Genomic DNA, 25,956 nt, shown 5'->3' with positions numbered 1-25,956 from the left:
TTGGTAGGAGGCGCCTCCGGCCGACGTGCCTAAAGAAGAGCTAAATGTTTCAGCCGCTGCTGCGGCAACGCCCATCGTGGCGTGGCGAATGGCCCGGAGTCGCCTCGACGTCTGGGTGGTGAAGGAGACGAAGAAGCCTGGGTGGTGTTTGACACAACGCAATGCCTCAACCCGGTCGTATTTCCGAATCCAGCCTCCAGCGGCCTGGTTCTCGACGGTGGCCACGCCTGGAACCGACCAGGCCGTCCGTTCGGCGACGCCGCGCTCGTTCCAGGCGCGCACGCCGCCTTCCAGAACGACCTTGTCGCCGCGAACCTTCACGGAGATGCCGCCAGCGTCGATTTCGGCACTCCGTTTCAGCGCTTCCTCGATCCGACGGCGGATGTCCGGCACCGTCAGGCATGGCCGTATCGTCAGCAGATTGATGACGCCGACCACGCCGCCTAGTTTCCTGACGGCGTGTTCGGCGGCGGCCCTCTTGAACTGCCAGCGTACTTCGCCCGACAACGTCACCCAGCCGTTCTCGACCTTTGCATGAACCGGTCCCTCCGGAAGCGCTGTGTTCCAGGCGATGATGTCGACCGCCCGCGATGCGATCTGGTCGTCCGCATGCTGCTTGTGACCTACGCACCGCACCTCGATCTCTACAGCCACCGCCCGGACGCCCTTCACCCGCGCTGCAACGTCCTCGGCGGTCAGCTTCTCGGCATAGGTCGGCACATGACCGGAAAGGGTCGCAATGCCATCTTCTACCGAGACGCCGATATGGGCGGCGTCGATGCTGGGTTCGAACGCCAGCTCGTCGAGTACGTCCTGTTGGATTCCTAGATCCGTCATTTCTACCTCCTGTTGGGTTCCTAAGCCCGTGGCCTCGTGGGCATGGTGCGCCATCCGAAATTTCCGGCGTTGCGCTCGGTCAATTAACCCGGCGACGACCTGCGTTTCCCCAATCGACCGGACGTCAGGCGAGCGCCGGACATCTCTTTGACCTTCGTCAACGTGCGATCGTCTGCGGTGTCCCAAAGTTCTTGACAACAGCAGGAGTTGTCATGGCCAATCCCATTCTCCACTTCCACGGCGCCGCGGGCTCGGTGACCGGATCGTGTTTCCTCTTAGAGGCCGGTGGCACGCGCATTCTGATCGACTGCGGAATGTTCCAGGGATCAAAGTCGGAGAAGGAGCTCAACTACAAGCCCTTTCCGTTCGAACCATCGCGGATCGACGCAGTGCTGCTCACGCACGCGCACATCGACCACTCGGGCCTGCTTCCGAAGCTCGCGAAGGCGGGATACAGCGGACCAATCTTTGCAACGGCAGCGACGATCGACCTTTGCACGATCATGCTGCAGGATTCGGGTCACATCCAGGAGTCGGAGGTCCGGCAGCTCAATCGAAGGAATCGCAGACGGGCGCGAGAGACAGTGGAGCCCATCTATACCGCCGACGACGCCCGCAGCATGCTCCCGCAATTCATGGCGGTCGAGAACGGCGAGTGGCGGGAGATGGTTGGCGGCCTCAGGTTCCGGTACTGGAACGCCGGGCACCTGCTGGGGTCTTCGTCGATCGAACTCGAGACGCCTGGAGCCGAAGGTCCGGTCACGGTAATGTTTTCCGGCGATGTCGGCGCGAGCAACAAGCTGTTCGAGAACTTCCCTCAGGGGCCGTCCGGGGTCGATTACCTGATCTGCGAAAGCACCTACGGCGACCGCGAACGGGAAGAGTACGCTCTGAAGGATCGACGGGACCGGCTGCGGGAAGTCGTGGCGACCTCGAACAACCCCGGCGGGGTTCTTCTGATTCCGTCCTTCGCCGTCGAACGGACGCAGGAGGTGCTGACCGACCTCATCGCCCTCATGGACGAAGGAGAGGTGCCGCGGTGCCCTATCATGATAGACTCGCCGCTCGCGTCGCGAGCGACTGAGGCATTCAAGAAGCATTCGGCCGAACTCGGTCACGGCAAGGCGTTCCTTCGCGCGCTCAACGCGCCGAACGTCCGCTTCACCGAGACGGCCGAGCAGTCGAAGGCGCTCGATCTCGTCCGTGGCTTTCACATCATCATCGCGGCAAGCGGAATGTGCGAGGCCGGGCGGATCCGCCACCGCCTGAAGAACTGGCTCTGGCGGCGGGAGTGCACAGTGCTGTTCGTCGGGTTCCAAGCGGCGGGGACGCTCGGCCGTATCCTGCAGGAGGGCGCGACCGAGGTCCGCATCCAGGGCGAGGAGATTCACGTCTGCGCCAGGATGGCCACGCTCGACGCCTACAGCGGACATGCGGATGCAAGCGAACTGGATGCGTGGGTTGCCGAGCGGGAACCGATCCGGAAAGCAATCTTCCTTGTCCATGGAGAGGAGCGCGCTCGTGAAGCGATGTCCGGGCGGCTCCCGAAGAAAGTTTCCGCAAAGGTCGTCTGCCCGTCGCTGGACGACGCCTACGAGCTTTCCCCGATGGGTGCACGCCTCATCGAAGACAGGACGCACGCACGTATCAAGCCGGCCGTGCCCGGCAGGCCTGACTGGAACAACGACTACCAGCGTTTCGTTCTCGACCTGTCCGACCGTCTGAAATCCGTCGCCGACGAGAAGGGCCGCGCGGTCGTGCTGCGCAGGCTTCGACGCGCACTGGACCCGGATGAGGTTCCGGCGGTCGACGGAAGGAGAGACCCCGATGCTGATCATGGATCGTGACTGCAAGCGCGGCGGAGAACACTTCGCGATACCGACCCAAGGGGAGGTGCAAGGCAAGCTTATCCTCCTGGAGATCGTCGCTATAACCTGCCTGCGGGAGGTTCTCGCTTGGAAGAATGCCTTTGCGGTCGCCGCGTTAAAAAAGAAGGTCCTGCGTGCCATGAAGGAGCAGTGCGCGTCGTTTGTACAATCGTCGGAAGAGGAGACGGCCGTCCTCGAGTACGCATGCGAGTTCTTCGAGGCGGCAAAGCAGGAGGCGGCGACGAAGGCAGCTGCGGAGCCTGCTGAAACTGCACGCTCCAGGACTTCGAGCCATGGATAGGGTTGCCGTCACTTTCAACGCCGGATCCACCAGCCTCAAGATCGGCGTCTTCAGGCTGGAGGACGGCTTGGCGCTCCGGTTGGGAAGTGGTATTGCAACGCTCGGGGACGAACCAAGATTCACCTTTCGATCTTCTGGCAGAGACGAGGCTATCGATCTTCCGTCCGGGGCAGGGATCGACGCGCGACTCGTTTCGCAGGTCGTCGGCTGCATCGTCCGCAGAGGGTTCGAGCCTATCGTGGCCGGCCATCGCATCGTCCACGGCGGACAGGCCTTCAATGGCCCCGTTCTGCTGGAGCCGGACGTCGTCCTCAGAATGGAAGATCTGGGGCCTCTAGCGCCGGTGCACTTTCCCCCGGCACTTGCAATCGTCCGCGCCGTCCGGAGTGCATATCCGGACATACCGCAGACTGCGTCGTTCGATACCGCATTCCATTCGTCGCAGAGCAGTCTTGCCACACGGCTTGCCATTCCAAGGGCGCTGCACGAAGCGGGTGTCCGGAGATACGGCTTCCATGGTCTTTCCTATAAGTACGTCGCCGGCGAACTCAGGAAACACGATCCCGACCTGGCCGCCGGCCGTGTGGTTTGCGCGCATCTTGGAAGCGGCGCGAGCCTTTGCGGCATGGTAGACAGCGTGAGTATAGACACCAGCATGGGCTTCTCCGCGCTGGACGGAATTCCGATGTCGACCCGGCCGGGTTCGCTCGATCCCGGCGCTGTCGTCCACCTTCTGCGCAACAATTTCCACGACGCAGATCGTCTCGAGGATTTCCTCTATCACCGTTGCGGGCTGCTCGGCGTCTCCGGAAAAAGCGGCGACGTCCGCGTTCTGCTGGAGGACTTCCATCCGGCTTCCAGAGAAGCCCTCGATCTCTTCTGCTTCAGGATCGCCGGCGAGATAGGAAGGCTCGCCGTCTCTCTGGGCGGGGTGGACGCCATTGTCTTCACCGCCGGCGTCGGCGAGCATCAGCCCGAGATACGCACTGGCGTCGCCCATCACCTGGGTTGGCTGGGTCTCTCGTTAAGTGAGTCCGCGAACAAGATGAACGCGACCGTGATCAGCGCGAGGGAAAGCGAAATCGTCGCCCTCGTCCTTCCGACCGACGAGGAACAGGTCATCGCCAACGAGGCGATCGAAGTCATCATCCGGCACAAGCTTTCTCATCCACCGGTTGACGTACCGGCGCACCAGTCGCGGTAGCATCCACGTGCGCGGATTCGTGGAGGTGGGTACGACAACGACGCTGGACACGTATCATTTCGCTCTCGAGGCGATCGCGCGAGTGCCCGATCTCGCCAATGCTCCCTAGAGGTCCCGGCCCCGCGCCAGTTCCGTATCTCCGGCACGCCAGTGCATCGAATACACGGTTCAGGAATGCGTCAGTATCGTCCCGTAGAGGGCCCGGGTCCAATCAAGCAGAGAGCGAGTGGCATCGGGCCGTGGGGGTACTGCCGCAGATGAACAATTGGCAAGCGCCTACATCCACGTGTACGTCGGCATCGCAATACTGATGTTGATCGGCGTCCGCCTCGTCCTCCGTTTCGTCCAGGGAGCTCCTTCGGTCCCGCCGGAAGAACCAGGGATCTTGGGGCTCATGGCCAAAGCCGCTCATGCAACACCCTATTTCCTCCTTGTCGCGCTGCCGGTGACAGGCGTCGCCGCGTTCTACCCCGGTTACGACGGCGCAGGAGAGGTACACGCCGAGGTGCCGAAGATCATCCGGCGGGCCATCATCGCCGCGCATGTCCTTGGCGTGCTTGCTCATCAGTTCTATTGAAGACGAATGTCCTGAGGCGCATGACCGACGGCTGAAGACCTCCTCAGGACGTGCGTGCGCTTTGATTGATCAGGGTCAAAGCGCTCCTTTCGAATCCCAACTCTAATCGCACTGCCAACCAAGGAGGCAAGGCGATGCTGGCCAAAGACATTATGACGACCCCGGTGACGACGATCGACGAGGGCCACAACGTCAGAGAGGCGATCGAACTCGTCAACGCCAGCAGGATCGGAGCAATTCCAGTCGTAGACGCCGAAGGACGGCTGACTGGCATCGTCAGCGAGGGGGACCTGCTTCGGCGTGTGGCGTCGTCCTGGGCGAGGCGGGCCGTACCGCATACGCGCGACCGGGAGGACGCTCTGGCAAACTATGTGAAGACCAGGAGCTGGCGCATCAAGGACGTCATGTCGACACCCGTTGTGAGCGCCACCCCGACCGCCACTGCGAGCCAGCTCGCCGAACTTCTGCAGGTCCACGACATCAAGCACGTGCCGGTCGTCGAGAGCGGCAGGCTTGTCGGAATGATCAGCCGTCGCGACTTGATGCGTGCACTCCTTGACGTTCCGAAGGACTGCACTGCTTCCGGAGACGACGCCCTTGCAACCGCCGTACGCTGCCGTCTGGAAGCAGAGCTGGAAATCCTGCCCCCAACGGTCCAGACCGCCGTCTCCAACGGCGTCGTCACCTTGAAGGGAGAGGTCGAGACAGAGCTTGAGCGCGAGGCGGCGACGGTGGCCGCCGAAAGCGTCCGGGGTGTCGAAGGCGTGGTGAACCGGATCGGGATCGCGTATCGCATGGTGAGCCGCTTCAAACGATGACATCGGGTACGGGAGCTGCAGCCATGTTCCTTAGGGTCATCGCCGACGCCATCATTTCGAGACTTCTGCTCGTCATTCTCATCCTGATGATCGGAACGGTGGTGGGCGTTCTTCTGGTCAAGTCGTCGGGCGGCGACGCGCGAAACGGTCGCGTCGAGCGTTCACTGTCGGGTCCGTGATAGCGCGATGAGCATGTGCCGACCCACGATGAAAGTGTCTGGTTCTTCCTCGGAGCAGGTTGAAGGGGAGGCAGACGCTTTGCCCCCGGCCTATTCGGTTTGATCTGGCTGATGGGAAGGCGTCACCAGGCGTCGATCGCCGGGCTGTCCCTAGTCATTTTTGTTATCGGCGCGATACCTCTCGAGCTCCAGCGTCGGATCGTCAACGAGGGCGACGCAGAAAGCCTCATACGGGTCGCTGCTCGTTCTCGTTTCGCTCTGTCTCACGGTGGCCCTAGCCGCGGGCGGAATAAAGCTCGCTCTCAATCTCTACAGAAGTCGGGCGGGAGAGAAGGGCACGCTCTGGCTGCGGGCGCGTGTTCTGCATCGGGCCGAAACGCGGCCGCCGGAATCCATGCTGGAGGGTGTCGAGCTTTCGATCGTTCTTGCGGAATCCGAACCGGTGGGCGGCTTCGTTGGAACCAGCATTTCCGAGCCGCTGCTGCCGATCGGCGTCCTTGTCACCGTCAGCAGCTATCTCATCTATCTTCAGCTGATGAAGTTGGCCGTCGCAGCGACCTTCGCCCCGCGAATTGCGTTCGTCCCCGATGATGGAGGCCGATCAACCGCCGGGTCGAGGCGAAGGTCGCCTCAGCGTGGGAGCGATCGTGGACGAGGCGGCGGTCTGCGCTGCCGTTGAGAGGGGAGCGCTCGGCGGCGCGGTTCTTGATGTAGTCGGTGCCGTCGCGCGAGACCTCGAGGCTCGCGTCCGCAACACGCCGAATATACTGGTGACACCTCATGTGAGCGGGGACGACAAGCACCATTTCATCGATAATTCCCTCGAACGGTGACGCCGAGGGCAATCTCGAAGAGACGCGGAGCGTGTTTTGCGCGCACGGTTGGAGAACCCTGAAAGCTGATCGAAACTGAACGACCACCCCTTCCTCCTTTTCACCTATGAGAGCGACAATCGACCAGGCTCCGCTTATCTGTAGCTGGATAGAGACCCAAGATCGACCGTCCGTTCAACACCTAGTGCGTGAGCTTTCGATCGGCGGGTAAAACCGCTATCATTTGCTGAAACGTGTACGAGTTTTTGGTTTTGTTGGTCAATACACCAACTCCCGCCTTTGCCGGGCGGGTTCCTTCTCATGCTAATTGCAAACACATCTTCCGGATCAGTGTTCTTCGCCGCAGTGAAACGCAGGAAATGAAGATGGCCCGTATCGAGAAAATGGTCTCGCAATCGACGAGAAGCTCCACGACTTCCTGGTGAAGGAAGCGCTGCCGGGCACCGGCGTCGATGCCGACCGCCTCTTCTCCGAGTTTTCGAAGATCGTCCATCCTGAGACACCCCGAACCGCAATTGAACTTAAGGGTTCTGAGCTCCCTCTTAGTTTGATAGGGATCAAAGCATGTCGCCGTTTATCACCGATACTCTCTGGCAACGGAGGTGATGTTATGGCACACAAACAGGTTCTTTTTCGTTCAGCTGCCCGAGAGAAAATTCTTAAGGGCACTACTCAACTCGCCGACGCGGTGCGGGTGACGCTCGGACCCCGGTCGAAGGCGGTTCTGATTGAAAAGAAGTGGGGAACGCCGGTCGTTTGCAACGACGGAGTGACCATCGCAAAGGAGTTCGATCTCAAGGATCCAGAGGAGAATCTTGGTGCTCGCATGCTCCGGCAGGCGGCAGAAAAAACCGGCGAGATTGTCGGCGACGGGACCAGCACATCGACAGTCCTCGCTCAAGCAATATTCTCCGATGGTTTGCGAAACGTCGTTGCCGGTGCGAGCGCGATCGACATCAAACGCGGCCTTGATCGTGCCCTTGCACGCGCTGTCGCCTGCCTCAGGGAAAACAGCAAGCCGGTCACCGGAAAGCTTGAAAAGGTTCAAGTGGCAACGATTTCTGCTCATAATGATGCGGCAATCGGCGCGCTGATCGGCGACGCGATGGAAAAAGTCGGAGACGAAGGCGTCATCACGGTCGAGGAATCCAAGACAACGGAAACCGTGCTCGATGTCGTCGAAGGAATGCAGTTCGACCGTGGATTTCTCTCACCATATTTCGTAACCGACAGCGAACGGATGGAAATCGTTCTGGAGGAGGCAGCAATCCTTCTCGTCGATCGCAAACTGAACGCGCTCAACGATTGTGTCGGCCTGCTTGAGGCGGTGGCGAAAGCCAACATGCCGTTACTCGTCGTTGCCGAAGACGTCGAGGGCGAGGCCCTGGCGACGCTTATCGTCAATCAAATCCGCGGAACGCTGCACAACTGTGCTGTCAAGAGTCCAGGCTTCGGAGACCGCCGTAAAGCGATGTTGCAAGACATCGCGATCCTTTCGGGAGGGCAGGTGCTGTCTGAAGACCTTGGCATCAAGCTCGAGACGGTGACCTTGGAGCAGCTCGGCCGCGCAGCACGGGTGGTGATCACGAAGGAGACCACAACCATTATCGGCGGCGCGGGCGACAAGAACGCAATTTCCGCGCGTGTAGAGCAGCTTCGCGGCGAGATCGCAGAGACTAAGAGCGATTACGACAAGGAAAAACTTCAGGAGCGCCTGGCAAAGCTCTCTGGCGGCGTGGCAGTCATCAAGGTTGGCGCTGCCACCGAGGCGGAGATGAAGACGAAGAAGGAAGCGCTCGACGACGCCATCAATGCGACCAAAGCTGCGGTGGCCGAAGGTATTCTGCCAGGCGGCGGGATCGGGTTGTTGCGCTGCTCTGATGCGCTCACGCAAGAAGAGGTCCGATGCGAAGGGGACGAACGAACCGGCGTGCAAATTCTCAAACGCGCGCTCGAAGTTCCGATCCGCCAGATAGCCGACAACTCATCGATCGACGGCGGCGTCGTGGTCGCGAAAGTCCTCGAGGGCAGCGGCAGCCTTGGCTACGATGCCGAAAGGAAGGTCTACACTGACATGTTTGCTGCGGGCATCGTCGATCCGACCAAGGTCGTTCGCGTCGCGCTTGAAAATGCGGTCTCCGTTGCAAGCGTGCTGCTTCTGACGGAGGCGACGATGACGGAAATACCCGAGGAACCAAAGAACAACCCCGTTCGTCAGGAAATGGGGCTTTAGGCGATGGCCGCCGGGAGGAGCAGACAAGCGGATCGTGATCATAGCCGCACGGCCTCCTGCCGGTTCCCCGCGACCGCCACCTTCCTGTTCCTCCTCAAAGCTGCGTCGATATCGAACGCTGCAGTTCGTAGTCCCGTTGCCTCTCCTGGTTTGTCGACTTGAAGTAGAGGGTGCTGAGCAGCGCGGCGATCATCAGGATCACGACGATCAGAAGAAGATGATCGAGAAGCAGCCAACGCAGCCAGCGGCCGCCATCTTTAGACTGTGTCACCACACACCTCCGATGACAAAAGGGAGATCGGCGCGATTGCAAGCTTGAACCCTGCATCGCGATGGCCTTCGACCATCACCTGGTTCCGCTAGGTCCACGATCCAATGTGCAACCGGAGGCGGCAACGCACATTGATGCGCATCAAATGCAGCGTCCTGTTCGTCCGTTTGACGGTGATCAATGCCAGCCGGGTTTGGATGGGCTTTGATGATGCAACCGCCGGCACAGCGCGAGTGATCGCCCGGCGGCTGAAGCGGTGAGGTCAGAATGCCTGCCGCTTCGTCCTTCAAACAAGAGGAGAATGAAGATGGCTGATATGGCAACGAAGCTTTCCGTCAAATCTGAGGACAAACCGGCAAAGGCCTCTGCATCGGGCTGGCTGCCTTTTGAGAACCTGCGTCAGGAGATTGATCGCCTGTTTGACGACTTCACGCCGGCCTTCTGGCAGCGCCCGTTCGCCCGCCCGTCGCGCGACCGATCGTCTGCCGCGATCACGGCGCCGGCCGTAGACTTGATGGAACAGGAAAAGGCCTACGAGATTACGGCCGAGCTGCCGGGCATTGATCCGAACGGCCTTGAAGTGCGGGTTTCCAACGATGTGCTGACGATCAAGGGCGAAAAGCAGGAAGCCAAGGAAGACAAGCAGAAGGAATACTACCTCTCCGAGCGCCGCTACGGCTCCTTCCAGCGCAGCTTCCAGCTGCCGCAAGGTGTCGATACGGCCAAAATCGAAGCGTCGTTCAACAATGGCGTTCTGACGATCAATCTTCCGAAGAGTGCAGAGGCACAGAAGAGCGCGGGCAAGATCGACATCAAGGCCGGATGACCTTCCTTGCAGGCATACTGGCTACCAATCCGGGCGCGGTTCGCTGTTTTAAATCGCAGGGAGGTGTTTGGGTGTTTGAGCTTCGTGAAATGAGCAACAAGGAATGCGTGGAACTGCTGCAGCAAGCACACTTTGGCCGGCTTGGATGCTGCAGGGAGGCCTGTCCTTACATTGTCCCGGTCTATTTCGCCTATGAATCGAACACGATCTACAGCTTCTCGCTGGCGGGCAGGAAGATCGAATGGATGCGGGACAATCCAAACGTTTGCCTCGAAACCGAAGAACACGGTGGAGGCAAGGGTTGGAACAGCGTCATCGCCACGGGCAAGTTCTACGAGTTGCCCGATATTGAACCGTGGCGCGGCCCAAAGACTGCATGCATGGTCACTTCTGCAAAGACATAAGGACTGGTGGGAAATTGGCGCCCTAAAGCCGGAGTCGATGCAGTTGGAAGCTGCGATCGACCCGATCTACTATGCGATCAACATTCAAACACTCACCGGACGGTCCACCCGGCCGGTCGAGCAGCAGTGATGACGTCTTTGCCACTGATCACGGCGGATCGCTGCGAGTTGGGATCGAAGTCATCGTTGAGGTTGTCGCTCATGCATGCTTGAGTTCCGGTGGCGCAGACTGCGTCAATTCCGCCGCGCGACATGGCCGCAATCGTCATCTTCATAGTCATCGCCTGCAAACCTTTCCAGGCTCTTTGATCTGAGAATCCGAAGCCCGTGGCGCCCCTCGGGTACGAAAATGCCGCGAGCTGTGAGCTTGGTGATGGTGCGGGAAACCGTTTCTATGGTCAGTCCGAGGTAGTCGGCAATATCCAGCCGCGTCATCGGCAGATCGACGACCATGGCTAGCGGGCTCGTCTGTTGCTGATGACGCAAGCGCTCCAGCAAGAAACTGCAAACCCTCTCCTCGGCGCTTTTGCGTGACAGCAGCACCATCTGCCTTTGGGCCGCGGCCATCTCATCACAAATGCGATCGAAGAGTTGAGGCTGGAGCGAAGGCGATGAATTCACCGCATCTTGAAATTCGCGACGGCCGAACCGGCGGAAGCGGGTTAGCGTCACAGCCTCTGCGCTGTAAAGGTAACGATCTCTCAAGGAAACGCCAACGAGATCGCCGGGGAAGAGAAAACCCGTGATAATGCGGCGACCGTCGCTGATAATTTTGAAGACGCGCAAAACGCCATCGACGACTTCATAAAGGTGCTTTGCTTGATCCCCTTCAAGGAAAAGGGTCGATCCCGCTTCGATTTGGTTGAGTGCCTGCTTGCTGAAAAGCGCCTTTATTGTCAGCGGCGGGTTTGTGGCATCCGCGTTGACAGGAAAACGATTGAAATGCTGTCCAATGCTTGCGGCATGCATGGCAAAGCCCTCTGTTTGTCTCTGCTAGTAGTTCACGCCTTTCACGTAACTTGCTGATGCCAGCTCTGAGATAAAAGGAAACAGTTTGTAACAATGCGTAACATGCGGCACTCACCCCATAATGAGGCCATGGTCCCAACGGGTGAAGAATGCAGGATCGCGCATGCGCCGCCAATTCTCCGGCTCGAGGGTCCATATCCGGATTGATGTGCATTGAGCCGAACTGGCCACGTCCATCACGTGCTTCAATAAGGCACGAGCCACGCCCTCTTGGTCCGCCGCGCTGATGGGTACCAGGAAGGGGACATCAAGAATTTTGCCGACGACCTCAAGGTCGCGGATGCAGTAGATGCACAAGCCCCGAACAACGCCTTCGCCATCGGCAACAGTAACGACCTTCTCTTGTTTGAGGAAGCTTTTGACAGTTTGTTGCCATTCGGCAAGTGTAAGGGTCGGTACGACGGCTTGAACGAGCAAATAGGCGCGATCCACCAGATGCGGCCGAAGGATATCGATCTCATAGTAACCGTCGTTCATGCCACCCTTCCTTTCAGGCGGTGAGATCCGCATCTTGCGGTTGGCTGACGCTGTTCCCGGCTCGTGCTCGGGCGACACTGCCAGCTGCGGTGATTGCTCGATGTCGCGAGATTCACTCCGCGTAAGACCCGCCTCATGCCGGTTGAGACCAGTGCGCAACCGACAAGTGTTCAGCCGGCGACCCGAGGTCGTGAAATCAAGTAACTGGTGCGCCACCGTCGAATTTGGGATGTGCCCAAGCCGAGTGCTTTGGCCGCAAGCGGTCGGCCTCTCCCACCAACCTCCCTGACGCCGAGCAATACATAGTGTTCCTCCTATCCGAGTGGGGCCAATCCTGATCGGTTCAGTGGCTGCAGAAAATGGGGAGTCTGGCCGTCTCAAGCATCGACCGTGTGACCCCGCCAAAGATTCGTTCCCGAAGGCGAGAATGGCTATAGGCTCCCATGACCAGAAGCTCGGCGCCAACATCAACCGCGTGCTGCTTCAATACCTCATCAACATGCCTGCCGCCGCTCGAAAGGACATCAACGGCAACGGGAACGCCATGACGTGCGAGATATGTGGCAATGTCGGCTCCGGGTTCCTCTCCGCTTGCAGACGATCTTGCAACCGGGTCAATCAACGTGACATGTACCTCGCTTGCGGATTGCAGGGCCGGCAACGCCTGCTGAACTGCCCGGGCGGCCTCTGGCCGAGAGTCCCAGGCGATCAGAGCCGACCGCGGTGTAAGGTTGGCTGCCTGATCCGTCGGGTTGAAAAGCAACGGCGCCGGCGATTGGAACAGGGCGCCGTCGAGAACGCGTTTGCAAAGGTCTTCATCCCGCCCGGTCTGTCGGCCGACGAGCGTCAGGTCTGCATAGAGTGCGCGCTCGGCGATATCTTCATCGGCCCAGGCAAATTCGGTATAGATGTCCTGGACATCAAACGACAGGCCTGAGGCCTTGAGCATTTCCTTGACCGTTCCGGCCTGCTCGGCGAGCTTGTCAATATCGCCCTGACGCTCTTCGAGCCATGCCGTTGAGATCGCCTCGGCGTAGGAGCCGAAAGGCGGGGGCGCGGCGATCGCGATGATCACCGTCGACAGGTGCGCCTCGATTGCCTGGCTCAAGGCAATCGCGTTCTTAAGATCCTCTTGGAAGTGATTAACGCCGAGAACGGCGAGAATGGTTTTGTAGCGCATATTCGTGCCTCCGCGCTCGGTAGTGAGCATAGTTTGACGATAGCGATTGGCCGGAAAGATGCTTTGATCCGCGTCAATCTGGCAATACCTGCTAGCCGTAACTTGACGCTGATGTTGTGATCAATGCCTTGAACACGCGCCTCCCTCCCGGCACCGTTGCTTCTGAGATACCGCGCAGGGGTAACCGCGCGTGGGAACGCAATCACTCGCCCGATCACCTTCCGCTATGGATTTCGCGCTGCTGTTTTGTCATTTGACCAGCGTCAATGTCGTAGCCGCGCCGCTGGCCTAGAGTGCTGGCAAGAAAAGCGGAGACGAGCCTCAATGGACGTGAGATCTATCTTACTCGTGATCGCCCCAACTGCTTCGAAGATCGATGTGCAAAACGCATTGACCTTGGCCGCAGTGGCAAATGATCACCTCGCGGTGCTGGTTGCGGCAATTGCTGACCCACCGACTGTCGGGGATTATCCGGTCGGCGAAATCTGGCTCGACAAACGCGAACAGGACTTGGCAAGTGTTGAATCAGAAGTGGTGCGCTGCAAGGAGCAATGCGAGCTGGCCGGGCTATCGTTTGAGGTCGATAGCATCTATCCCGAGCGCGCCTGGGCGGACGCCGCCATTGCGGCGCACGCATTGTGTTTTGATCTCGTGCTGATCGGCTCGAGCGCTTTGCGCGATCCTGAGCTGAAGCCCCGCCTCATTGGCGGCGTTCTGTTTGATGCTGGTCAACCGGCAATGCTTCTGCCAGATCATCCCTCGACCTTGTGCCCGAGAAAGGTCCTGCTGGCCTGGGATGGGAGTGTCCCCGCAGGGCGCGCTGTACGCGCGGGCCATGATATCCTTGTTGCCGCAGAGGAAGTCCATGTCGTGCTTGTGGACCAGCCGCGTTCAAGGTTTGAAGGCGGAGACGAGCCAGGCGCCGGTATGGCCAACTATCTTGCCCGGCACGGAATCAATGTCGTGGTCGACCGGATTGCCAGTTGCGGCTGTCCGATCTCAGACGTTCTGGTACGCCATGCGCGAGAGATCGGCGCCGACCTGATCGTCATGGGTGCCTATGGTCATTCACGGCTGCGCGAGCGCATCCTTGGCGGCGTGACGAGAGCGACGATCGATCAACTGAAACTGCCTGCCTTGATGGCGCACTGAAGGAGACTTGAACTATGAAGACGATCAAGATTCCGAACAAGAGCTGGGTGCTTGTCTGTGATGCCGCCAAGGCATTGCTTTTGCGCAATGACGGCGACGGCGAACATTTGAATCTAACGCCGGTGAAAAATCGAGATTGAGGACCACCCGCCCACCCATGAGCTGGGAACATCACCGCCCGGCCGCGCCTTTGCCTCATCTGACGGACGTCGAAGTGCGATGAGCGAAAGCAATCTTCATGAACTGGCCGAAGAACGGTTCCTGGCTTCGGCTGCCGCAGAGCTTGCCCGGCAAACGCGCGCTCAGCCCATTGAGCGCCTTCTTCTCGTCGCACCGGCCAAAGCTCTGGGATTCTTGCGAAAGCATCTCGACCCATCCGTGGATGAGGTTCTTTCAGGAGAAGTCGCAAAGGACCTCGCTCATCTGCCAGTGTGGGAAATCGAAAGGCATCTGACGCCCTAGCAGCAGGATGCAGTGCGTTCTGCGCCAAACGGCGCTGAAAGAGAACGATGCTTGAACTCCGTCATGCTGCCCACTGCTCAATTGCGAGATTGAGCGGTTCGCAATCAGATGAGGTCGCAATGACAAGTCAAAGCTGCAAGATCGTTATCATCGGCGGGGGCATCGCCGGGTTGTGCGCAGCGATCTACGCTCGAAAGTGCGGCTATGAAGTCGAGCTTCTCGAACAGCACCATAGTCCAGGCGGGCTGGCAGCCAGTTGGAAACGGGGCGATTACACCTTCGAGACCTGCCTGCATTGGCTACTTGGCTCCAAGCCCGGCGGCACCTTGCACGCACAATGGCAGGAAGTGTGCGACATCGACAGCTTAAGTTTTGTCTATGCCCGGGAATATCTCCGTCTGGAGGACGAACACGGCGGTTCGTTAAGCATCTACACCGATGTCGAACGCCTGGAGAGGGAGTTGCTGAACGCCGCACCCGAGGACGAAATAGAAATCCGCCATCTCGCCGGGGCCATTCGCCAGCTTGGCGACCTTCCCATGCCCGGTTTGGGCGAGGGCTGGCCGCAAAAGGCGTTGGACCTGGTGCGCATCATGCCCGATCTTCCCTTGCTGTGGCGTCTGTCGCACATCAGCGTCGAAGAGTATGGTCAGCGTTTCAACCATCCACTGTTGCGGCGCTTCTTCGGAGCGGGGGCCATGGGCCACCTGTCTGTTCTGGCGCTGATCATATCCTTGGGCTGGATGAGCACAGGGAATGCGGGCTACGCCATCGGCGGGGCGCAGGCACTGATCCGGCTAATTGCCGAAAAGCTCACGGCCTTGGGCGGCCGGGTGCGTTACGACGCGAAGGTCGAAAGAATCTTGGTCGAAGACGAGGCGGCGGTCGGCGTGCAGCTGGCCGGGGGCGAAATCGTCAAGGCCGACTGGGTCCTTTCGGCCGCCGATGGCCACACCACCATTTATGAAATGCTTGGCGGCAAGTACAGGGATAGGACCGTCGATGCCGCCTATGACAATTTCGAGACCTTCCCCTCCTATCTTCAGGTATCTTTCGGGGTGGCCCGCGATCTGTCGGATCAGCCCGGCTATGTGACGCGGGTTCTGAATGAACCGCTGGAGATCGATCCGCAGACGGCTCTTCCCGATGTGTCTTTCCGCCTCTTTCATTTCGATCCTACCTTCGCGCCAAAGGGCAAGACAGCCGTCACCTGCTTTCTGCCGACGCACAATTTCAGCTATTGGGCGGATTTGCGCGAACATGATCCGCGCGCTTATCAGGCCGAAAAACACCGCGTGGCCGAGGCGGTCATCGCCATCCTCGAACGCCGGATGCCCGGCATCGGGGCCGATATCGAGATCACGGATATCTCCACGCCCGCCTCGGTCATCCGCTACACCGGCAGTTGGAAGGGCAGCATGGAAGGCTGGCTGATGACGCCCGAGACGGGCCCCAAGTCTTTGCCGCTGACCTTGCCGGGGCTGCGGCAATTCTTGCGGGCCGGTCAGTGGGTTCAAGTAGGCGGCGGTCTGCCGACCGGTCTGATGACCGCCCGCGCCGCCGTTCAAACCATGTGCCGCCAGGATCACATATTGTTTTCGGCATGACGTCTTGGTGGAGAGCGAGGCCGGGCGAGAAACTGAAGATAGCCTGTCTTGAGGGGTATGATCGATGAATAGGCGGCAAATGCTGATAGGTGCAGGTGCATTGGCGGCTGGCGCGGCGGCGTTCGGCTTCTTGCGCACCGGCTCGATGGCCGGCTACGAGGCTGCGGTCGCCGCCGCGCGCGCGACGCTCTCCGAACGTCCGGAACTCAAGGATTTTGTTCGTTACGCGACATTGGCGGCAAACGGCCACAATACCCAGCCCTGGCGTTTTCGCCTTGCCGACGACCGCATAGCGATCCTTCCGGATTTCGCCCGGCGCACACCTGTCGTGGATCCCGATGATCATCATCTTTTCGTCAGCCTCGGCTGTGCCGCCGAGAACCTCGCACTCGCCGCCGCCGCGCATGGCCGCAAAGGCAACCTGCGCTTCGAGCCAGATGGGACAGGCTCGGTCGTTTTCGAGTTTGCCCGCGCGCCTGCGGAACATTCGATCCTCTTCGACGCGATCCCCAAGCGCCAATCGACGCGCGCCGATTATGATGGCCGACCGGTCACCACCGCCGATCTTGAGGCCTTGGCCGCGGCTGCGCGCGTTCCTGGCATCGATCTCGTCCTGGTGACCGATCGGCAGCAGGTCGAGCGCATGCTTGATCTGGTCATCGCAGGAAACAGTGCGCAGATGGGCGATCCTGCCTTCGTGCGTGAGCTGAAGGATTGGCTGCGCTTCAATCCCCGCCAGGCGCTCGAAACCGGCGATGGCCTATTCAGTGCGGCGAGCGACAATCCGACGGCGCCGGCTTGGCTCGGCGGCCTGATGTTCGATCTGGTCTTCCGCAGCGCGACGGAGAATGACAAATACGCCGGCCATTTGCGTTCCTCCGCAGGGATCGCGATCTTCGTGTCGGAGCGGGACGACAAGGATCACTGGATGCGCGCTGGACGCGCCTGCCAGCGCTTCGCCCTGCAGGCAACTGCGCTCGGCCTCAAGCACGCCTTCATCAATCAGCCCGTCGAGGTCGCCTCCCTGCGGCCACAACTTGCGGGTCTTGCCGGGACACCCGGACGCAGACCAGACATAGTGATGCGCTTCGGATACGGGCCTATCTTGCCGTTCTCGCCGCGGCGGCCAGTGGACGCAGTCTTCGCCGCTTCATAGCGGCATTGAATTTTGCGCAATCCATGGAGAATTGAGCCGGATCAAATATGGTTCGCCGCTTCCAGCTTAACTGTCGCAGGATTGACCTGATATCGGCAGGCAGAGGGAGCGTCATGCCCGAATAGTATGCCGTAGCGGCGTATCTCATGTTAGTCGACGATGATCCAAAGATCAGGTCCATGCTGACCAAATATTTCGAGGCTGAAGGCTTCCGGGTCTCGGCCGCAGAGAATGGAGTTCAGCTACGCCAGAATGCGCTAAATGCGATCGATCTGATCTTGCTCGATATCGGTTTGCCAGGAGAGGATGGGCTGACCCTGGCGCGTGACATCCGGACCGTCAGTCAGACTGCGAGGCTTGGTGATGTAATCGTCGGCACCAATCTCGAGGCCGACGACGCGGTCGATGTCATCCGCCCGGCCCGAAATGATAATGATGTGAGCAAGGCGTATCATCAAAACGGTGCGTTGCTGGTCCCTTCATTTGCGGTCGAACGCACGCAAGAACTGCTTGCCGATTTCAATGCTCTGATGGACGCTGGCGAACTGCTTCGGTGCCCCATTATCATCGACTCTCCGCTGGCATCGCGGGCAACCGAAATCTTCAAGCGTCACGCGCGCTCGCTTTCAAACGGCAATCTGCTCATGAATGCACTGCGCTCGCGTACGGTCAGATTCACGGAGAGTGCCGAACAGTCGAAGGCCGTCGATCTCATTTCCGGTTTCCACATCGTCATTGCCGCAAGCGGAATGTGCGAGGCCGGACGCATCCGGCATCGTCTGAAGAACTGGCTCTGGCGCGATGAGGGCACCGTGCTTTTGGTCGGCTTTCAGGCGCAGGGGACACTTGGGCGAATACTCCAGGACGGCGCACGCACGGTCAAAATTCAGGGCGAAGAGATTGTGGTACGCGCTGCCATCCGGTCAATCGAAGCCCATAGCGGCCATGCCGATGCGACGGAACTGGTGGATTGGGTCGCCGCTCGCAAGCCGATCCGGTCTGGCCTGTTCCTGGTCCATGGCGAGCCGGTGGCAATCGACGGATTGAAGGATCGGCTATCGGCGGCGATCCCCGCGGCGACGATGATCACGCCGTCGCTCGACAGTGGGTACCGCCTGACCAAGACCGGCGCTGTTGAAGTTCTGCGCGCCGCCCCGCCGCCCCGCCTCTCCGCAGAGCAAGTCGGGCACCGTGATTGGCACAATGACTACCAATCTGTGGTCCTGGATCTTGAGGAAAAGCTACGTCAGGCCGCCGATCAGAAGGGGCGGGCCGTGATTTTGCGGAAGGTTAGGAGGGCGCTCCAGGAGGAAGCATCGTGATGGCAATTCATCGGCGCCGCGATCAAGCCTCACGGCGGCAAGACTTGGGTCTTCCATGCTCGTCACGCAACAACCTGTCCGAACGGGCAGGCATTTTGCGATGGATCAATGCCGTCACGCCCTGATCCGCATTTTCTACCCCGCAATTGTGAACTGGCAAGGCTATGGAGGTTATGATGGCCAATATGATGAAGGCGGCACTGGTGAAGGAATTCGGCAAACCGCTGTCCATCGAATGCGTGCCCGTTCCCGTTCCGGGACCTGGTGAAATCCTCGTCAAGGTCATGGCGTGTGGCGTATGCCATACCGATCTTCATGCTGCGCACGGCGACTGGCCGGTTCGCCCGGCACCGCCTTTCATCCCGGGACATGAGGCTGCCGGCGTTGTCGCCGCGCTCGGACCGGGCGTGACCGAATTCAAAGAGGGCGATCCGGTCGGCGTCGCATGGTTGCACGATGCCTGCCTGCGTTGCGAATATTGCGAAACCGGCTGGGAAACACTCTGCGAACATCAGCACAATACGGGCTACAGCTGCAATGGCGGCTTTGCCGAGTACGTCATCGCCTCCGCCGCCTTCGCCGCCCGCCTGCCGGAAGGCGTAGATTTCGCGCAAATCGCACCGATCCTCTGCGCGGGCGTGACGACCTACAAGGGCCTCAAGGAAACCGAAGCGCGTCCGGGTGAATGGGTTGCGATATCCGGCGTCGGCGGTCTCGGTCATGTCGCCATTCAATATGCCAAGGCGATGGGCCTGAAGGTGGTCGCGCTCGATGTCGCAGCCGCAAAGCTGCAAATGGCGCGCGAAGTCGGTGCCGATCTCGCGGTCAACGCGCTTTCCGAAGATGCCGTCGAGACGGTGCTGAAGGCGACGGATGGTGGCGCCCACGGCATCCTCGTGACTGCCGTTTCTCCGCCGGCTTTTTCTCAAGCGTTGCGTATGGTGCGCCGTAAAGGGACCGTCAGCCTCGTCGGTCTCCCGCCGGGGGAGTTTCCGACTCCGATTTTCGATGTCGTTTTGAAGCGCATCACCGTCCGTGGCTCGATCGTCGGTACGAGACGGGATCTCGACGAGGCCCTCGCCTTTGCCGCCGAAGGCAGGGTTCGCGCCGAGATCGCCACGGCGCCGCTCGAAGACATCAATACCATCTTCGCCGGGCTGAAGTCGGGAACGGTCGAAGGCCGCATCGTGCTCGACTTGGCCATGCCGGCAGCCGCCACTGCAATGCGGGACAGGCACACCTGATGGAACCTTGCGTTGCGCCGTGCCTCCGCCACCCGCGAGGCGGCCCCATTTTCAGGCGGGCAGGTTCATGACCGTATCCAGCTTTCGATCCTGAAGGCCGTAGCGCGCACAAGGCGTTGAGGATCACAGCGACATCGATTGCTTCCTGCAGCAACGCATCCTGCAGAGGCAGAAGAAATCCCCAGGCGGCAGCAATCATCCCAGCGATTGAAAGCCCAAGCCCCACGATAACGCTCTGGCGCGCGCCAGCCAGAGGTTCGAGACGGTCCACGAGCAAAACAACACCGAGGAGATGCAGACGTTCATGCGGCCGTAGCGGTAGGCGCTTCCTCGGCGGTAACTATCACGGCGTCCCCGCGGGGATGAACGGAAAGCAAGAAACGGAACGTGCCTATAAAAAACAATGGATTCGTCTTGGATGACCTAGGCATGTCCCTCGTTATTCCAACCCGACATCGCTCCGAGTGTGATCTACATGGCCTCGCAATATTGATTTGAAACATCAATAGAGAGGTCATAGACTTTGAATATTAGAGCCTTGGTGGGATTAGCGATGGTTCAATTGTGATTACTGCCGCTCAGCTGCGGGCCGCCAGGGCCCTGCTCGGTATCGACCAGCGTCAGTTGGCCGAACTCGCTGGAATTTCGGTTCCAACCGTTCAACGCATGGAAGCAAGCAGCCAGGTTGTGCGCGGCAACGTGGATTCGCTGATGCGGTTACTCGCCGCGCTGGACACCGCCGGCATCGAGGTCATTAATGAAGGAGCGGTCAGCAAAGATGGCGGGCGCGGAGTGCGGCTGAAGGTAGCCCCCAGCGTCGAGCCGCTCCGGCGGAAACCCAAACTCGCGCCCGCACGTAGAACGAGGACGCGGCCATGACGCCTGCAGTCGCCTTGCTTATGTGTACGGCGGCCTTCTTGGGAACGGCGATCCTGGCCGTCGCTATCGCCAGATCGAACTGGGCGACACGGGTAATTTACAGTGCCAGCCTTGTGGCTTCGGGTGTCGCCTTTGCGATCGCGCTCGTTCAGCTTTCCTCTGCTGGCGTAGCGCCCCTAGCATCAACGATCATCCTTCCCCTCGGCTTGCCGTGGCTCGGTGCGCATTTCCGGCTCGACGCGCTTGCGGCCTTTTTCCTCGTGGTCGTCGATCTCGCCGGGCTGCTCGCCAGTCTCTACGCACTCGGCTATGGCCGTCACGAGCATGCTGCGCATCGGGTGCTGCCGTTCTTCCCGGCCTTCCTCGCCGGCATGAACCTGGTGATTCTGGCGGACGATGCCTTCACCTTCCTCATCTCCTGGGAGTTCATGTCGCTTGCATCCTGGGCGCTGGTGATGGCGCACCACCGTGACGCCGACAATCGAAGGGCCGGCTACCTCTACATCGTCATGGCAAGCTTCGGCACGCTCGCGCTGTTGCTTGCTTTCGGTCTCCTTGCAGGGGCGAACGGCAATTATGGCTTTACCGCGATGCGCGGGGCTGCCTATACCCCCTCGACAGCCGGCCTCGTGCTCATCCTGCTGTTGTTCGGCGCCGGTTCGAAGGCTGGTCTCGTGCCACTGCATGTCTGGCTACCACTGGCACATCCTGCAGCACCGAGCCACGTCTCCGCGCTGATGAGCGGCGTCATGACAAAGGTTGCTGTTTATGGCTTTATCCGGGTGGTCTTCGATCTAATCGCCGCGCCGGCATGGTGGTCGGGCATCATCGTCCTGATGCTCGGCGGTGGCACAGCGGTGCTCGGTATCCTCCAGGCGATGCTGGAGACGGACCTCAAGCGGTTGCTCGCCTACAGCACGATCGAGAATATCGGCGTGATCTTCGCCAGCCTCGGCCTGGCGCTTGCCTTCAAGGCGAATGGCATGGAACTGGCCGCCGCGTTGGCGCTGACCGCCGCTCTGTTCCATGTTCTCAACCATTCCTTCTTCAAGAGCCTTCTTTTCTTCGGCGCCGGCGCGGTGCTAACGGCGACGGGCGAGCGCAACATGGACAAGCTCGGTGGCCTAATCCATCGCATGCCCGTCACCAGCATCGCATTTCTCGTCGGCTGCGTCGCGATCTCGGCGCTGCCGCCGTTCAACGGTTTCGCTTCAGAGTGGTTGACGTTCCAGGCGATCCTCGAAAGCCCGGCTCTCCCGCAATGGGGTTTGAAGATTTTGGTGCCGGCGGTTGGAGGCTTGCTTGCGCTATCGGCAGCGCTCGCCGCGGCCTGTTTTGTCAAGGTGTTCGGCGTTACGTTTCTCGGTCGTCCTCGCAGCACCGCCGCCGAACAGGCGCTGGAGGTCGACCGCTTTTCGCTTACGGCGATGTCGGTGTTGGCGGCGTTGTGCCTTCTTGCCGGTATCCTTCCGGGGATCGTCATCGACGGCCTCGCACCCGTGACGCTGTCGCTGATCGGCGACCGGATGCCTGTGCAGGCGGATATTCCATGGCTGTCGATCGTGCCGATTGCTGAGAGCCGCAGCTCCTACAACGGCCTTCTGGTATTCCTGTTCACTCTGTTCTCTGCCTCGCTGACGGCTTATCTGATCCACCGTTTTGCGTCGCGGCGGCTCCGCCGGGCGCCCGCCTGGGATTGCGGCTTTCCAGAGATCAACCCGCTGAGCCAATATGGCGCCGGCAGTTTTGCCCAGCCCGTTCGCCGTGTCTTCGGGACATTGATTCTCCGCGTCCGCGAGCGGGTCGACATGCCGGTGCCCGGCGATCTCCGGCCGGCGCGCCTTACTGTCGAGACGCATGACCTGATCTGGGAAGGGCTTTACCTGCCGATCGTTGGCGCCGTCGGCTTCGCTGCCGAGAAGCTCAACCACCTGCAGTTCCTCACCATTCGCCGCTACCTGAGCCTGGTCTTCCTCGCGCTCGTCTTTCTGCTCCTGGTGCTGGCGCTATGGTCGTGATCTCCGCTCTCCTCACCCAGGCTTTCCAAATGGCGCTCGTGGTGCTGTTGGCACCGCTGCTCAGCGGCTTCATCCGCAAGCTCAAGGCGCGATTACTGCGCAGGCAAGGCGCCTCCCTGATCCAGCCCTACCGCGATCTCCTGCGGCTCCTGCGCAAAGACGTGGTACTGGCCGAGAACGCCTCCTGGCTGTTTAGAGTGGCGCCCTATCTCATCTTTGCCGTGACCTGGGTCGCGGCCGCGATCATCCCCACTTTCGCCACAGGCCTCATCTTCAGCTGGACAGCGGACCTGATTGCAATCATTGCATTGCTTGGCAGCGCCCGCTTCTTTCTGGCGCTCGCCGGCATGGATGTTGGCACCAGCTTCGGCGGCCTCGGATCGAGCCGGGAGATGATGATCGCGACGCTGGCCGAGCCCTCGATGCTGCTCGTCATCTTCACGCTCGCCCTCGTCGCCGGCTCGACCCAGCTTTCGACCATTGCCGCCTTTATGACGTCTCCCGAGGTCGGATTGCGTGTTTCGCTGGGGATCGCACTCATCGCGCTCATCATGGTGGCGATCGCGGAGAATGCCCGCATCCCGGTCGACAACCCGGCGACCCATCTCGAACTCACCATGGTGCACGAAGCGATGGTGCTGGAATATTCGGGGCGCCATCTCGCGATGATCGAACTGGCGGCATCGCTGAAGCTGCTGCTTTACATCTCGCTGATTGCCTGCATCTTCGTGCCGTGGAAGCTGGCGGCCCTGGCAGCCGGCCCGGCCGCCTATGCGGTCGGGATGTTCGCCTATCTGGCAAAGCTCGCAGTCGGCGGCGCGCTCCTTGCCCTGTTCGAAACCGCGACCGCCAAGATGAGGATTTTCCGCGTACCCGAATTCCTGGGGGCAGCACTCATGCTTGGCCTGCTCGCGACCCTCCTGCTATTCGTGTCGAGGAGCCTGTGATGAACGGTCTTACCTTCGACATTGCCCACATGCTCGCCGGCGGTCTGGTCCTGGTCAGCATGATGATGCTTTATCAGGACCGTCTCTACGCGCTGCTCAACGTCTTTGCGCTGCACTCGCTGGTGCTGACGCTGTCGGTCACCTGGCAGGCCTTCGTTCAAGATGCGCCGCATCTCTATATGACGGCGGCGATCGCCCTCGTCTTCAAGGCCATCATCATCCCCGTGGCGCTCCACCGCATGATCCGTCAACTCGGCATCCATCGCGAGATCGAGACGGTGGTTGGCATCGGCCCTACGATGCTCGCCGGTATAGGACTGATCGCGCTGGCGATGGCGGTCATGCTGCGCGTGACGACGGAAGCCGATCCGCTAGCACGCGAAGATCTGGCGTTCGCATTGTCGGTCCTGCTGCTCGGGCTGCTCACCATGGTGACGCGCCGCAATGCCGTCAGCCAGGTCGTCGGGTTCATGTCGCTCGAAAACGGACTGGTTCTTGCAGCAACCGGCGCCAAAGGTATGCCGCTGGTCGTCGAGATCAGCGTCGCCTTCTCGATCCTGATCGCCTTCATCGTGATCGGTGTTTTCCTGTTCCGCATCCGCGAACGGTTCGACACGGTGGATGTCCGCGCGCTCGATGATTTCAAGGGGAGACGGCGGAAATGAGCGTTTTTTCCTCCATCCCGGTTTTCGACGCGGTGACGGCCGTCCTCCTGATACCGATCGCGTCGGCAGTTCTTCTGGCGCTTCTGCCCGGTTATAGAACGACGGCGCGGCTGAACGTGTTCGCGAGCCTGCTCACCTTGCTTGCCGCACTTTCCATGCTGGTGGCCGAACGGCCGGCGCCGGGACAATATCTCCTCGTCGATGATCTCAACATCGTCTTCATCGTGCTCAATACCTTCGTGGGTTTTACCACCAGTGTGTTCAGCGCCAGCTACATCGCGCACGAATTGGAAACCGGCCGGTTGACACCCGTGAACCTCCGTTTCTACCACGCCATGTATCAGATCATGATGTTCGGCATGAATCTCGCATTCGTCTCGAACAATATCGGCCTGATGTGGGTCGCCGTCGAGCTTGCGACGCTCACCACCGTGCTGATGGTCGGTATCTACCGCACGCATGAAGCGCTCGAGGCCGCCTGGAAATATTTCATTCTGGGAAGCGTCGGCATTGCGTTTGCGCTCTTCGGAACCATCCTTGTCTATCTCGTGGCCCAGCCGGTCGTCGGTGAAGGTTACGATGCGATGGTCTGGACCATCCTGATCACGCACGCCGCCACGTTCGACCCAGCACTTCTCAACGTCGCCTTCGTATTTCTGCTGCTCGGCTACGGCACCAAGGTCGGTCTCGCACCTTTGCATGCCTGGCTGCCGGACGCGCATGCCGAGGGGCCGACGCCGATCTCGGCTGTGCTCTCCGGCCTTCTCCTGAATGTCGCGCTCTACGCGGTGCTGCGCTTCAAGATACTGCTCGCAGCCAGCCCCGAGGCGATCGCTCCCGGACCGCTGATGATGACGATGGGGCTCACCTCGCTCATCTTCGCAGCGTTCATGCTCTATCGACGTCGAGACATCAAACGCATGTTCGCCTACTCTTCGATCGAGCATATGGGCATCATTGTCTTCGCCTTCGGTCTGGGCGGGCCGCTCGCCAATTTCGGCGGGCTGTTGCATATGGTCATGCACTCCCTGACAAAATCGGCGATCTTCTTTGCCGTCGGCCACATCGCCCAGATCAAAGGCACACAGAGGCTTTCCAGCATCCGCGGCCTCACCGAAACCCATCCGGCCCTTGGCTGGGGACTGGTGATCGGAGTGGTCGCCATTGCCGGCCTGCCGCCGCTCGGAATTTTCATGAGCGAATTCCTGGTCGTGAGTTCCACCTTTGCGAAGGAGCCATTGCTCGCCATCCCGCTCGTCTTCGGACTTCTGGTCGCCTTTGGCGCATTGCTGCTGCGGCTCACCGGCGTCGCTTTCGGCCAGCCACGCGGGAGCATCACGCCGGCCGAGGCTTCCTACATACCGATGTATTCCCACCTCGCTCTGGTGCTGGGCGCGGGCATCTACCTTCCACCACCGCTGGTCGCCTGGTTCCAGCACATAGCCAACCTTCTTCGATGATGGGAGC

26 protein-coding genes and 6 pseudogenes are annotated in these 25,956 nt (G+C 60.3%); 25 read left to right on the top strand and 7 right to left on the bottom strand.

What is annotated here, in order from left to right; genetic code table 11:
• Nucleotides 1-207 precede the first annotated feature (207 nt).
• A pseudogene (locus N2599_RS26060) lies at nucleotides 208-837 on the bottom strand (BON domain-containing protein); the annotation flags it as partial.
• 212 nt (nucleotides 838-1,049) lie between these two features.
• On the opposite strand from N2599_RS26060, the gene N2599_RS26055 reads away from it, so the two are divergent.
• The 10 genes and pseudogenes from N2599_RS26055 to groL all read left to right on the top strand — a co-directional run bounded on the left by N2599_RS26055 (nucleotide 1,050) and on the right by groL (nucleotide 8,850).
• The gene (locus N2599_RS26055) at nucleotides 1,050-2,684 is read left to right on the top strand and encodes an MBL fold metallo-hydrolase (RefSeq protein WP_027512182.1); all 1,635 of its coding nucleotides are present in this window, start codon (nucleotides 1,050-1,052) and stop codon (nucleotides 2,682-2,684) included.
• Complete coding sequence (locus N2599_RS26050) at nucleotides 2,665-3,006, top strand: hypothetical protein (protein WP_027512181.1); 342 nt, start codon at nucleotides 2,665-2,667, stop codon at nucleotides 3,004-3,006. Before N2599_RS26055 ends, N2599_RS26050 begins: the two co-directional genes overlap by 20 nt.
• On the top strand, nucleotides 2,999-4,210 hold the full coding sequence (locus N2599_RS26045) for an acetate/propionate family kinase (RefSeq protein WP_051336729.1): 1,212 nt from the start codon (nucleotides 2,999-3,001) through the stop codon (nucleotides 4,208-4,210). Before N2599_RS26050 ends, N2599_RS26045 begins: the two co-directional genes overlap by 8 nt.
• Nucleotides 4,158-4,304 (top strand): annotated as a pseudogene (locus N2599_RS26040) (phosphoketolase family protein); the annotation flags it as partial. The gene N2599_RS26045 and the pseudogene N2599_RS26040, both read left to right, overlap by 53 nt.
• A gap of 132 nt (nucleotides 4,305-4,436) precedes the next feature.
• A complete protein-coding gene (locus N2599_RS26035) occupies nucleotides 4,437-4,787 on the top strand; it encodes a cytochrome b (protein ID WP_244914683.1) in 351 nt (116 codons plus the stop codon).
• A gap of 134 nt (nucleotides 4,788-4,921) precedes the next feature.
• Nucleotides 4,922-5,605 (top strand): CBS domain-containing protein, encoded by a 684-nt coding sequence (locus N2599_RS26030; protein WP_027512180.1) that lies wholly within the window; start codon nucleotides 4,922-4,924, stop codon nucleotides 5,603-5,605.
• Nucleotides 5,606-5,628: 23 nt separating this feature from the next.
• Nucleotides 5,629-5,784 carry a hypothetical protein gene (locus tag N2599_RS26025; protein WP_167333927.1) on the top strand — a complete coding sequence of 52 codons (156 nt, stop codon included), beginning with the start codon at nucleotides 5,629-5,631 and terminating at the stop codon, nucleotides 5,782-5,784.
• Nucleotides 5,785-6,052: 268 nt separating this feature from the next.
• Nucleotides 6,053-6,463 (top strand): hypothetical protein, encoded by a 411-nt coding sequence (locus tag N2599_RS26020; RefSeq protein ID WP_244914682.1) that lies wholly within the window; start codon nucleotides 6,053-6,055, stop codon nucleotides 6,461-6,463.
• Nucleotides 6,372-6,617, top strand: a complete 246-nt coding sequence (locus tag N2599_RS37935; protein WP_100770301.1) for an NAD(P)-dependent oxidoreductase — start codon at nucleotides 6,372-6,374, stop codon at nucleotides 6,615-6,617. The genes N2599_RS26020 and N2599_RS37935 overlap by 92 nt, the downstream gene beginning before the upstream one ends.
• Nucleotides 6,618-7,227: 610 nt before the next feature.
• Nucleotides 7,228-8,850, top strand: a complete 1,623-nt coding sequence (gene groL / locus N2599_RS26015; protein ID WP_027512177.1) for a chaperonin GroEL — start codon at nucleotides 7,228-7,230, stop codon at nucleotides 8,848-8,850.
• Nucleotides 8,851-8,944: 94 nt separating this feature from the next.
• Here groL and N2599_RS26010 read toward each other — a convergent pair whose 3' ends face one another.
• The gene (locus tag N2599_RS26010) at nucleotides 8,945-9,121 is read right to left on the bottom strand and encodes a hypothetical protein (protein ID WP_156915320.1); all 177 of its coding nucleotides are present in this window, start codon (nucleotides 9,119-9,121) and stop codon (nucleotides 8,945-8,947) included.
• Between the two features lie 307 nt (nucleotides 9,122-9,428).
• Here N2599_RS26010 and N2599_RS26005 point away from each other — a divergent pair, with 307 nt between their 5' ends.
• Entirely contained in the window at nucleotides 9,429-9,947 is a 519-nt protein-coding gene (locus N2599_RS26005) for an Hsp20/alpha crystallin family protein (RefSeq protein ID WP_027512176.1), read from the top strand.
• Nucleotides 9,944-10,351, top strand: a complete 408-nt coding sequence (locus N2599_RS26000) for a pyridoxamine 5'-phosphate oxidase family protein (protein ID WP_244914681.1) — start codon at nucleotides 9,944-9,946, stop codon at nucleotides 10,349-10,351. Before N2599_RS26005 ends, N2599_RS26000 begins: the two co-directional genes overlap by 4 nt.
• Nucleotides 10,352-10,585: 234 nt before the next feature.
• On the opposite strand, the gene N2599_RS25995 is transcribed toward N2599_RS26000, so the two are convergent.
• From N2599_RS25995 to N2599_RS25985, 3 genes are all read right to left on the bottom strand, one after another.
• The gene (locus N2599_RS25995; protein WP_051336728.1) at nucleotides 10,586-11,320 is read right to left on the bottom strand and encodes a helix-turn-helix domain-containing protein; all 735 of its coding nucleotides are present in this window, start codon (nucleotides 11,318-11,320) and stop codon (nucleotides 10,586-10,588) included.
• 111 nt (nucleotides 11,321-11,431) lie between these two features.
• Nucleotides 11,432-11,857, bottom strand: coding sequence for a hypothetical protein (locus tag N2599_RS25990; protein ID WP_051336727.1), 426 nt, complete (start codon nucleotides 11,855-11,857; stop codon nucleotides 11,432-11,434).
• A 343-nt stretch (nucleotides 11,858-12,200) separates the two neighbouring features.
• Nucleotides 12,201-13,037, bottom strand: coding sequence for a universal stress protein (locus N2599_RS25985; protein WP_027512174.1), 837 nt, complete (start codon nucleotides 13,035-13,037; stop codon nucleotides 12,201-12,203).
• Nucleotides 13,038-13,283: 246 nt separating this feature from the next.
• Here N2599_RS25985 and N2599_RS25980 point away from each other — a divergent pair, with 246 nt between their 5' ends.
• The 6 genes and pseudogenes from N2599_RS25980 to N2599_RS25955 form a co-directional block, all read left to right on the top strand.
• A complete protein-coding gene (locus tag N2599_RS25980; RefSeq protein WP_156915319.1) occupies nucleotides 13,284-14,189 on the top strand; it encodes a universal stress protein in 906 nt (301 codons plus the stop codon).
• Between the two features lie 14 nt (nucleotides 14,190-14,203).
• A complete protein-coding gene (locus N2599_RS25975; RefSeq protein ID WP_245209284.1) occupies nucleotides 14,204-14,329 on the top strand; it encodes a host attachment family protein in 126 nt (41 codons plus the stop codon).
• Nucleotides 14,319-14,651, top strand: coding sequence for a host attachment protein (locus N2599_RS25970; protein WP_311319509.1), 333 nt, complete (start codon nucleotides 14,319-14,321; stop codon nucleotides 14,649-14,651). The genes N2599_RS25975 and N2599_RS25970 overlap by 11 nt, the downstream gene beginning before the upstream one ends.
• Nucleotides 14,652-14,740: 89 nt before the next feature.
• Nucleotides 14,741-16,258: a phytoene desaturase family protein gene (locus N2599_RS25965; RefSeq protein ID WP_198521529.1), complete on the top strand. Its 1,518-nt coding sequence runs from the start codon at nucleotides 14,741-14,743 to the stop codon at nucleotides 16,256-16,258.
• Nucleotides 16,259-16,322: 64 nt separating this feature from the next.
• On the top strand, nucleotides 16,323-17,414 hold the full coding sequence (locus tag N2599_RS25960) for an Acg family FMN-binding oxidoreductase (RefSeq protein ID WP_027512171.1): 1,092 nt from the start codon (nucleotides 16,323-16,325) through the stop codon (nucleotides 17,412-17,414).
• A 146-nt stretch (nucleotides 17,415-17,560) separates the two neighbouring features.
• A pseudogene (locus tag N2599_RS25955) lies at nucleotides 17,561-17,767 on the top strand (response regulator); the annotation flags it as partial.
• Here the strand turns inward: N2599_RS25955 and N2599_RS25950 are convergent.
• Nucleotides 17,723-17,851 (bottom strand): annotated as a pseudogene (locus N2599_RS25950) (hypothetical protein); the annotation flags it as partial. The pseudogenes N2599_RS25955 and N2599_RS25950 sit on opposite strands and share 45 nt — an antisense overlap.
• Here N2599_RS25950 and N2599_RS25945 point away from each other — a divergent pair.
• Nucleotides 17,795-18,736: pseudogene (locus N2599_RS25945) on the top strand (MBL fold metallo-hydrolase RNA specificity domain-containing protein); the annotation flags it as partial. The pseudogenes N2599_RS25950 and N2599_RS25945 overlap by 57 nt on opposite strands.
• A 173-nt stretch (nucleotides 18,737-18,909) precedes the next feature.
• A complete protein-coding gene (gene adhP, locus N2599_RS25940) occupies nucleotides 18,910-19,980 on the top strand; it encodes an alcohol dehydrogenase AdhP (protein WP_027512170.1) in 1,071 nt (356 codons plus the stop codon).
• On the opposite strand, the pseudogene N2599_RS25935 reads toward adhP, so the two are convergent.
• Nucleotides 19,874-20,263, bottom strand: a pseudogene (locus tag N2599_RS25935) (hypothetical protein); the annotation flags it as partial. The gene adhP and the pseudogene N2599_RS25935 sit on opposite strands and share 107 nt — an antisense overlap.
• Before the next feature lie 281 nt (nucleotides 20,264-20,544).
• Here N2599_RS25935 and N2599_RS25930 point away from each other — a divergent pair.
• The 5 genes from N2599_RS25930 to N2599_RS25910 are packed head-to-tail and all read left to right on the top strand — an operon-like array spanning nucleotide 20,545 to nucleotide 25,949.
• Complete coding sequence (locus N2599_RS25930; RefSeq protein WP_051336726.1) at nucleotides 20,545-20,859, top strand: helix-turn-helix domain-containing protein; 315 nt, start codon at nucleotides 20,545-20,547, stop codon at nucleotides 20,857-20,859.
• On the top strand, nucleotides 20,856-22,877 hold the full coding sequence (gene hyfB / locus N2599_RS25925) for a hydrogenase 4 subunit B (RefSeq protein ID WP_027512169.1): 2,022 nt from the start codon (nucleotides 20,856-20,858) through the stop codon (nucleotides 22,875-22,877). Before N2599_RS25930 ends, hyfB begins: the two co-directional genes overlap by 4 nt.
• Nucleotides 22,868-23,824 carry a respiratory chain complex I subunit 1 family protein gene (locus tag N2599_RS25920; RefSeq protein ID WP_027512168.1) on the top strand — a complete coding sequence of 319 codons (957 nt, stop codon included), beginning with the start codon at nucleotides 22,868-22,870 and terminating at the stop codon, nucleotides 23,822-23,824. Before hyfB ends, N2599_RS25920 begins: the two co-directional genes overlap by 10 nt.
• Nucleotides 23,824-24,489, top strand: coding sequence for a hydrogenase-4 component E (locus N2599_RS25915; protein ID WP_027512167.1), 666 nt, complete (start codon nucleotides 23,824-23,826; stop codon nucleotides 24,487-24,489). Before N2599_RS25920 ends, N2599_RS25915 begins: the two co-directional genes overlap by 1 nt.
• On the top strand, nucleotides 24,486-25,949 hold the full coding sequence (locus N2599_RS25910) for a hydrogenase 4 subunit F (RefSeq protein WP_027512166.1): 1,464 nt from the start codon (nucleotides 24,486-24,488) through the stop codon (nucleotides 25,947-25,949). Before N2599_RS25915 ends, N2599_RS25910 begins: the two co-directional genes overlap by 4 nt.
• The last annotated feature ends 7 nt before the right edge of the window (nucleotides 25,950-25,956 follow it).

It is taken from the genome of Rhizobium sullae (genome assembly GCF_025200715.1).
GTDB lineage: Bacteria > Pseudomonadota > Alphaproteobacteria > Rhizobiales > Rhizobiaceae > Rhizobium > Rhizobium sullae.
This window is presented reverse-complemented; position numbering and strand designations above follow the sequence as displayed.

What these genes read in the sequence shown, in the direction of transcription:
- N2599_RS26055 (WP_027512182.1), top strand. Translation starts at nt 1,050, where the DNA reads ATGGCCAATCCCATTCTCCACTTCCACGGCGCCGCGGGCTCGGTGACC.
- N2599_RS26050 (WP_027512181.1), top strand. Translation starts at nt 2,665, where the DNA reads ATGCTGATCATGGATCGTGACTGCAAGCGCGGCGGAGAACACTTCGCG.
- N2599_RS26045 (WP_051336729.1), top strand. Translation starts at nt 2,999, where the DNA reads ATGGATAGGGTTGCCGTCACTTTCAACGCCGGATCCACCAGCCTCAAG.
- N2599_RS26030 (WP_027512180.1), top strand. Translation starts at nt 4,922, where the DNA reads ATGCTGGCCAAAGACATTATGACGACCCCGGTGACGACGATCGACGAG.
- N2599_RS26025 (WP_167333927.1), top strand. Translation starts at nt 5,629, where the DNA reads ATGTTCCTTAGGGTCATCGCCGACGCCATCATTTCGAGACTTCTGCTC.
- N2599_RS37935 (WP_100770301.1), top strand. Translation starts at nt 6,372, where the DNA reads ATGATGGAGGCCGATCAACCGCCGGGTCGAGGCGAAGGTCGCCTCAGC.
- groL (WP_027512177.1), top strand. Translation starts at nt 7,228, where the DNA reads ATGGCACACAAACAGGTTCTTTTTCGTTCAGCTGCCCGAGAGAAAATT.
- N2599_RS26005 (WP_027512176.1), top strand. Translation starts at nt 9,429, where the DNA reads ATGGCTGATATGGCAACGAAGCTTTCCGTCAAATCTGAGGACAAACCG.
- N2599_RS26000 (WP_244914681.1), top strand. Translation starts at nt 9,944, where the DNA reads ATGACCTTCCTTGCAGGCATACTGGCTACCAATCCGGGCGCGGTTCGC.
- N2599_RS25995 (WP_051336728.1), bottom strand. Translation starts at nt 11,320, where the DNA reads ATGCATGCCGCAAGCATTGGACAGCATTTCAATCGTTTTCCTGTCAAC.
- N2599_RS25990 (WP_051336727.1), bottom strand. Translation starts at nt 11,857, where the DNA reads ATGAACGACGGTTACTATGAGATCGATATCCTTCGGCCGCATCTGGTG.
- N2599_RS25985 (WP_027512174.1), bottom strand. Translation starts at nt 13,037, where the DNA reads ATGCGCTACAAAACCATTCTCGCCGTTCTCGGCGTTAATCACTTCCAA.
- N2599_RS25975 (WP_245209284.1), top strand. Translation starts at nt 14,204, where the DNA reads ATGAAGACGATCAAGATTCCGAACAAGAGCTGGGTGCTTGTCTGTGAT.
- N2599_RS25960 (WP_027512171.1), top strand. Translation starts at nt 16,323, where the DNA reads ATGAATAGGCGGCAAATGCTGATAGGTGCAGGTGCATTGGCGGCTGGC.
- adhP (WP_027512170.1), top strand. Translation starts at nt 18,910, where the DNA reads ATGATGGCCAATATGATGAAGGCGGCACTGGTGAAGGAATTCGGCAAA.
- hyfB (WP_027512169.1), top strand. Translation starts at nt 20,856, where the DNA reads ATGACGCCTGCAGTCGCCTTGCTTATGTGTACGGCGGCCTTCTTGGGA.
- N2599_RS25920 (WP_027512168.1), top strand. Translation starts at nt 22,868, where the DNA reads ATGGTCGTGATCTCCGCTCTCCTCACCCAGGCTTTCCAAATGGCGCTC.
- N2599_RS25915 (WP_027512167.1), top strand. Translation starts at nt 23,824, where the DNA reads ATGAACGGTCTTACCTTCGACATTGCCCACATGCTCGCCGGCGGTCTG.
- N2599_RS25910 (WP_027512166.1), top strand. Translation starts at nt 24,486, where the DNA reads ATGAGCGTTTTTTCCTCCATCCCGGTTTTCGACGCGGTGACGGCCGTC.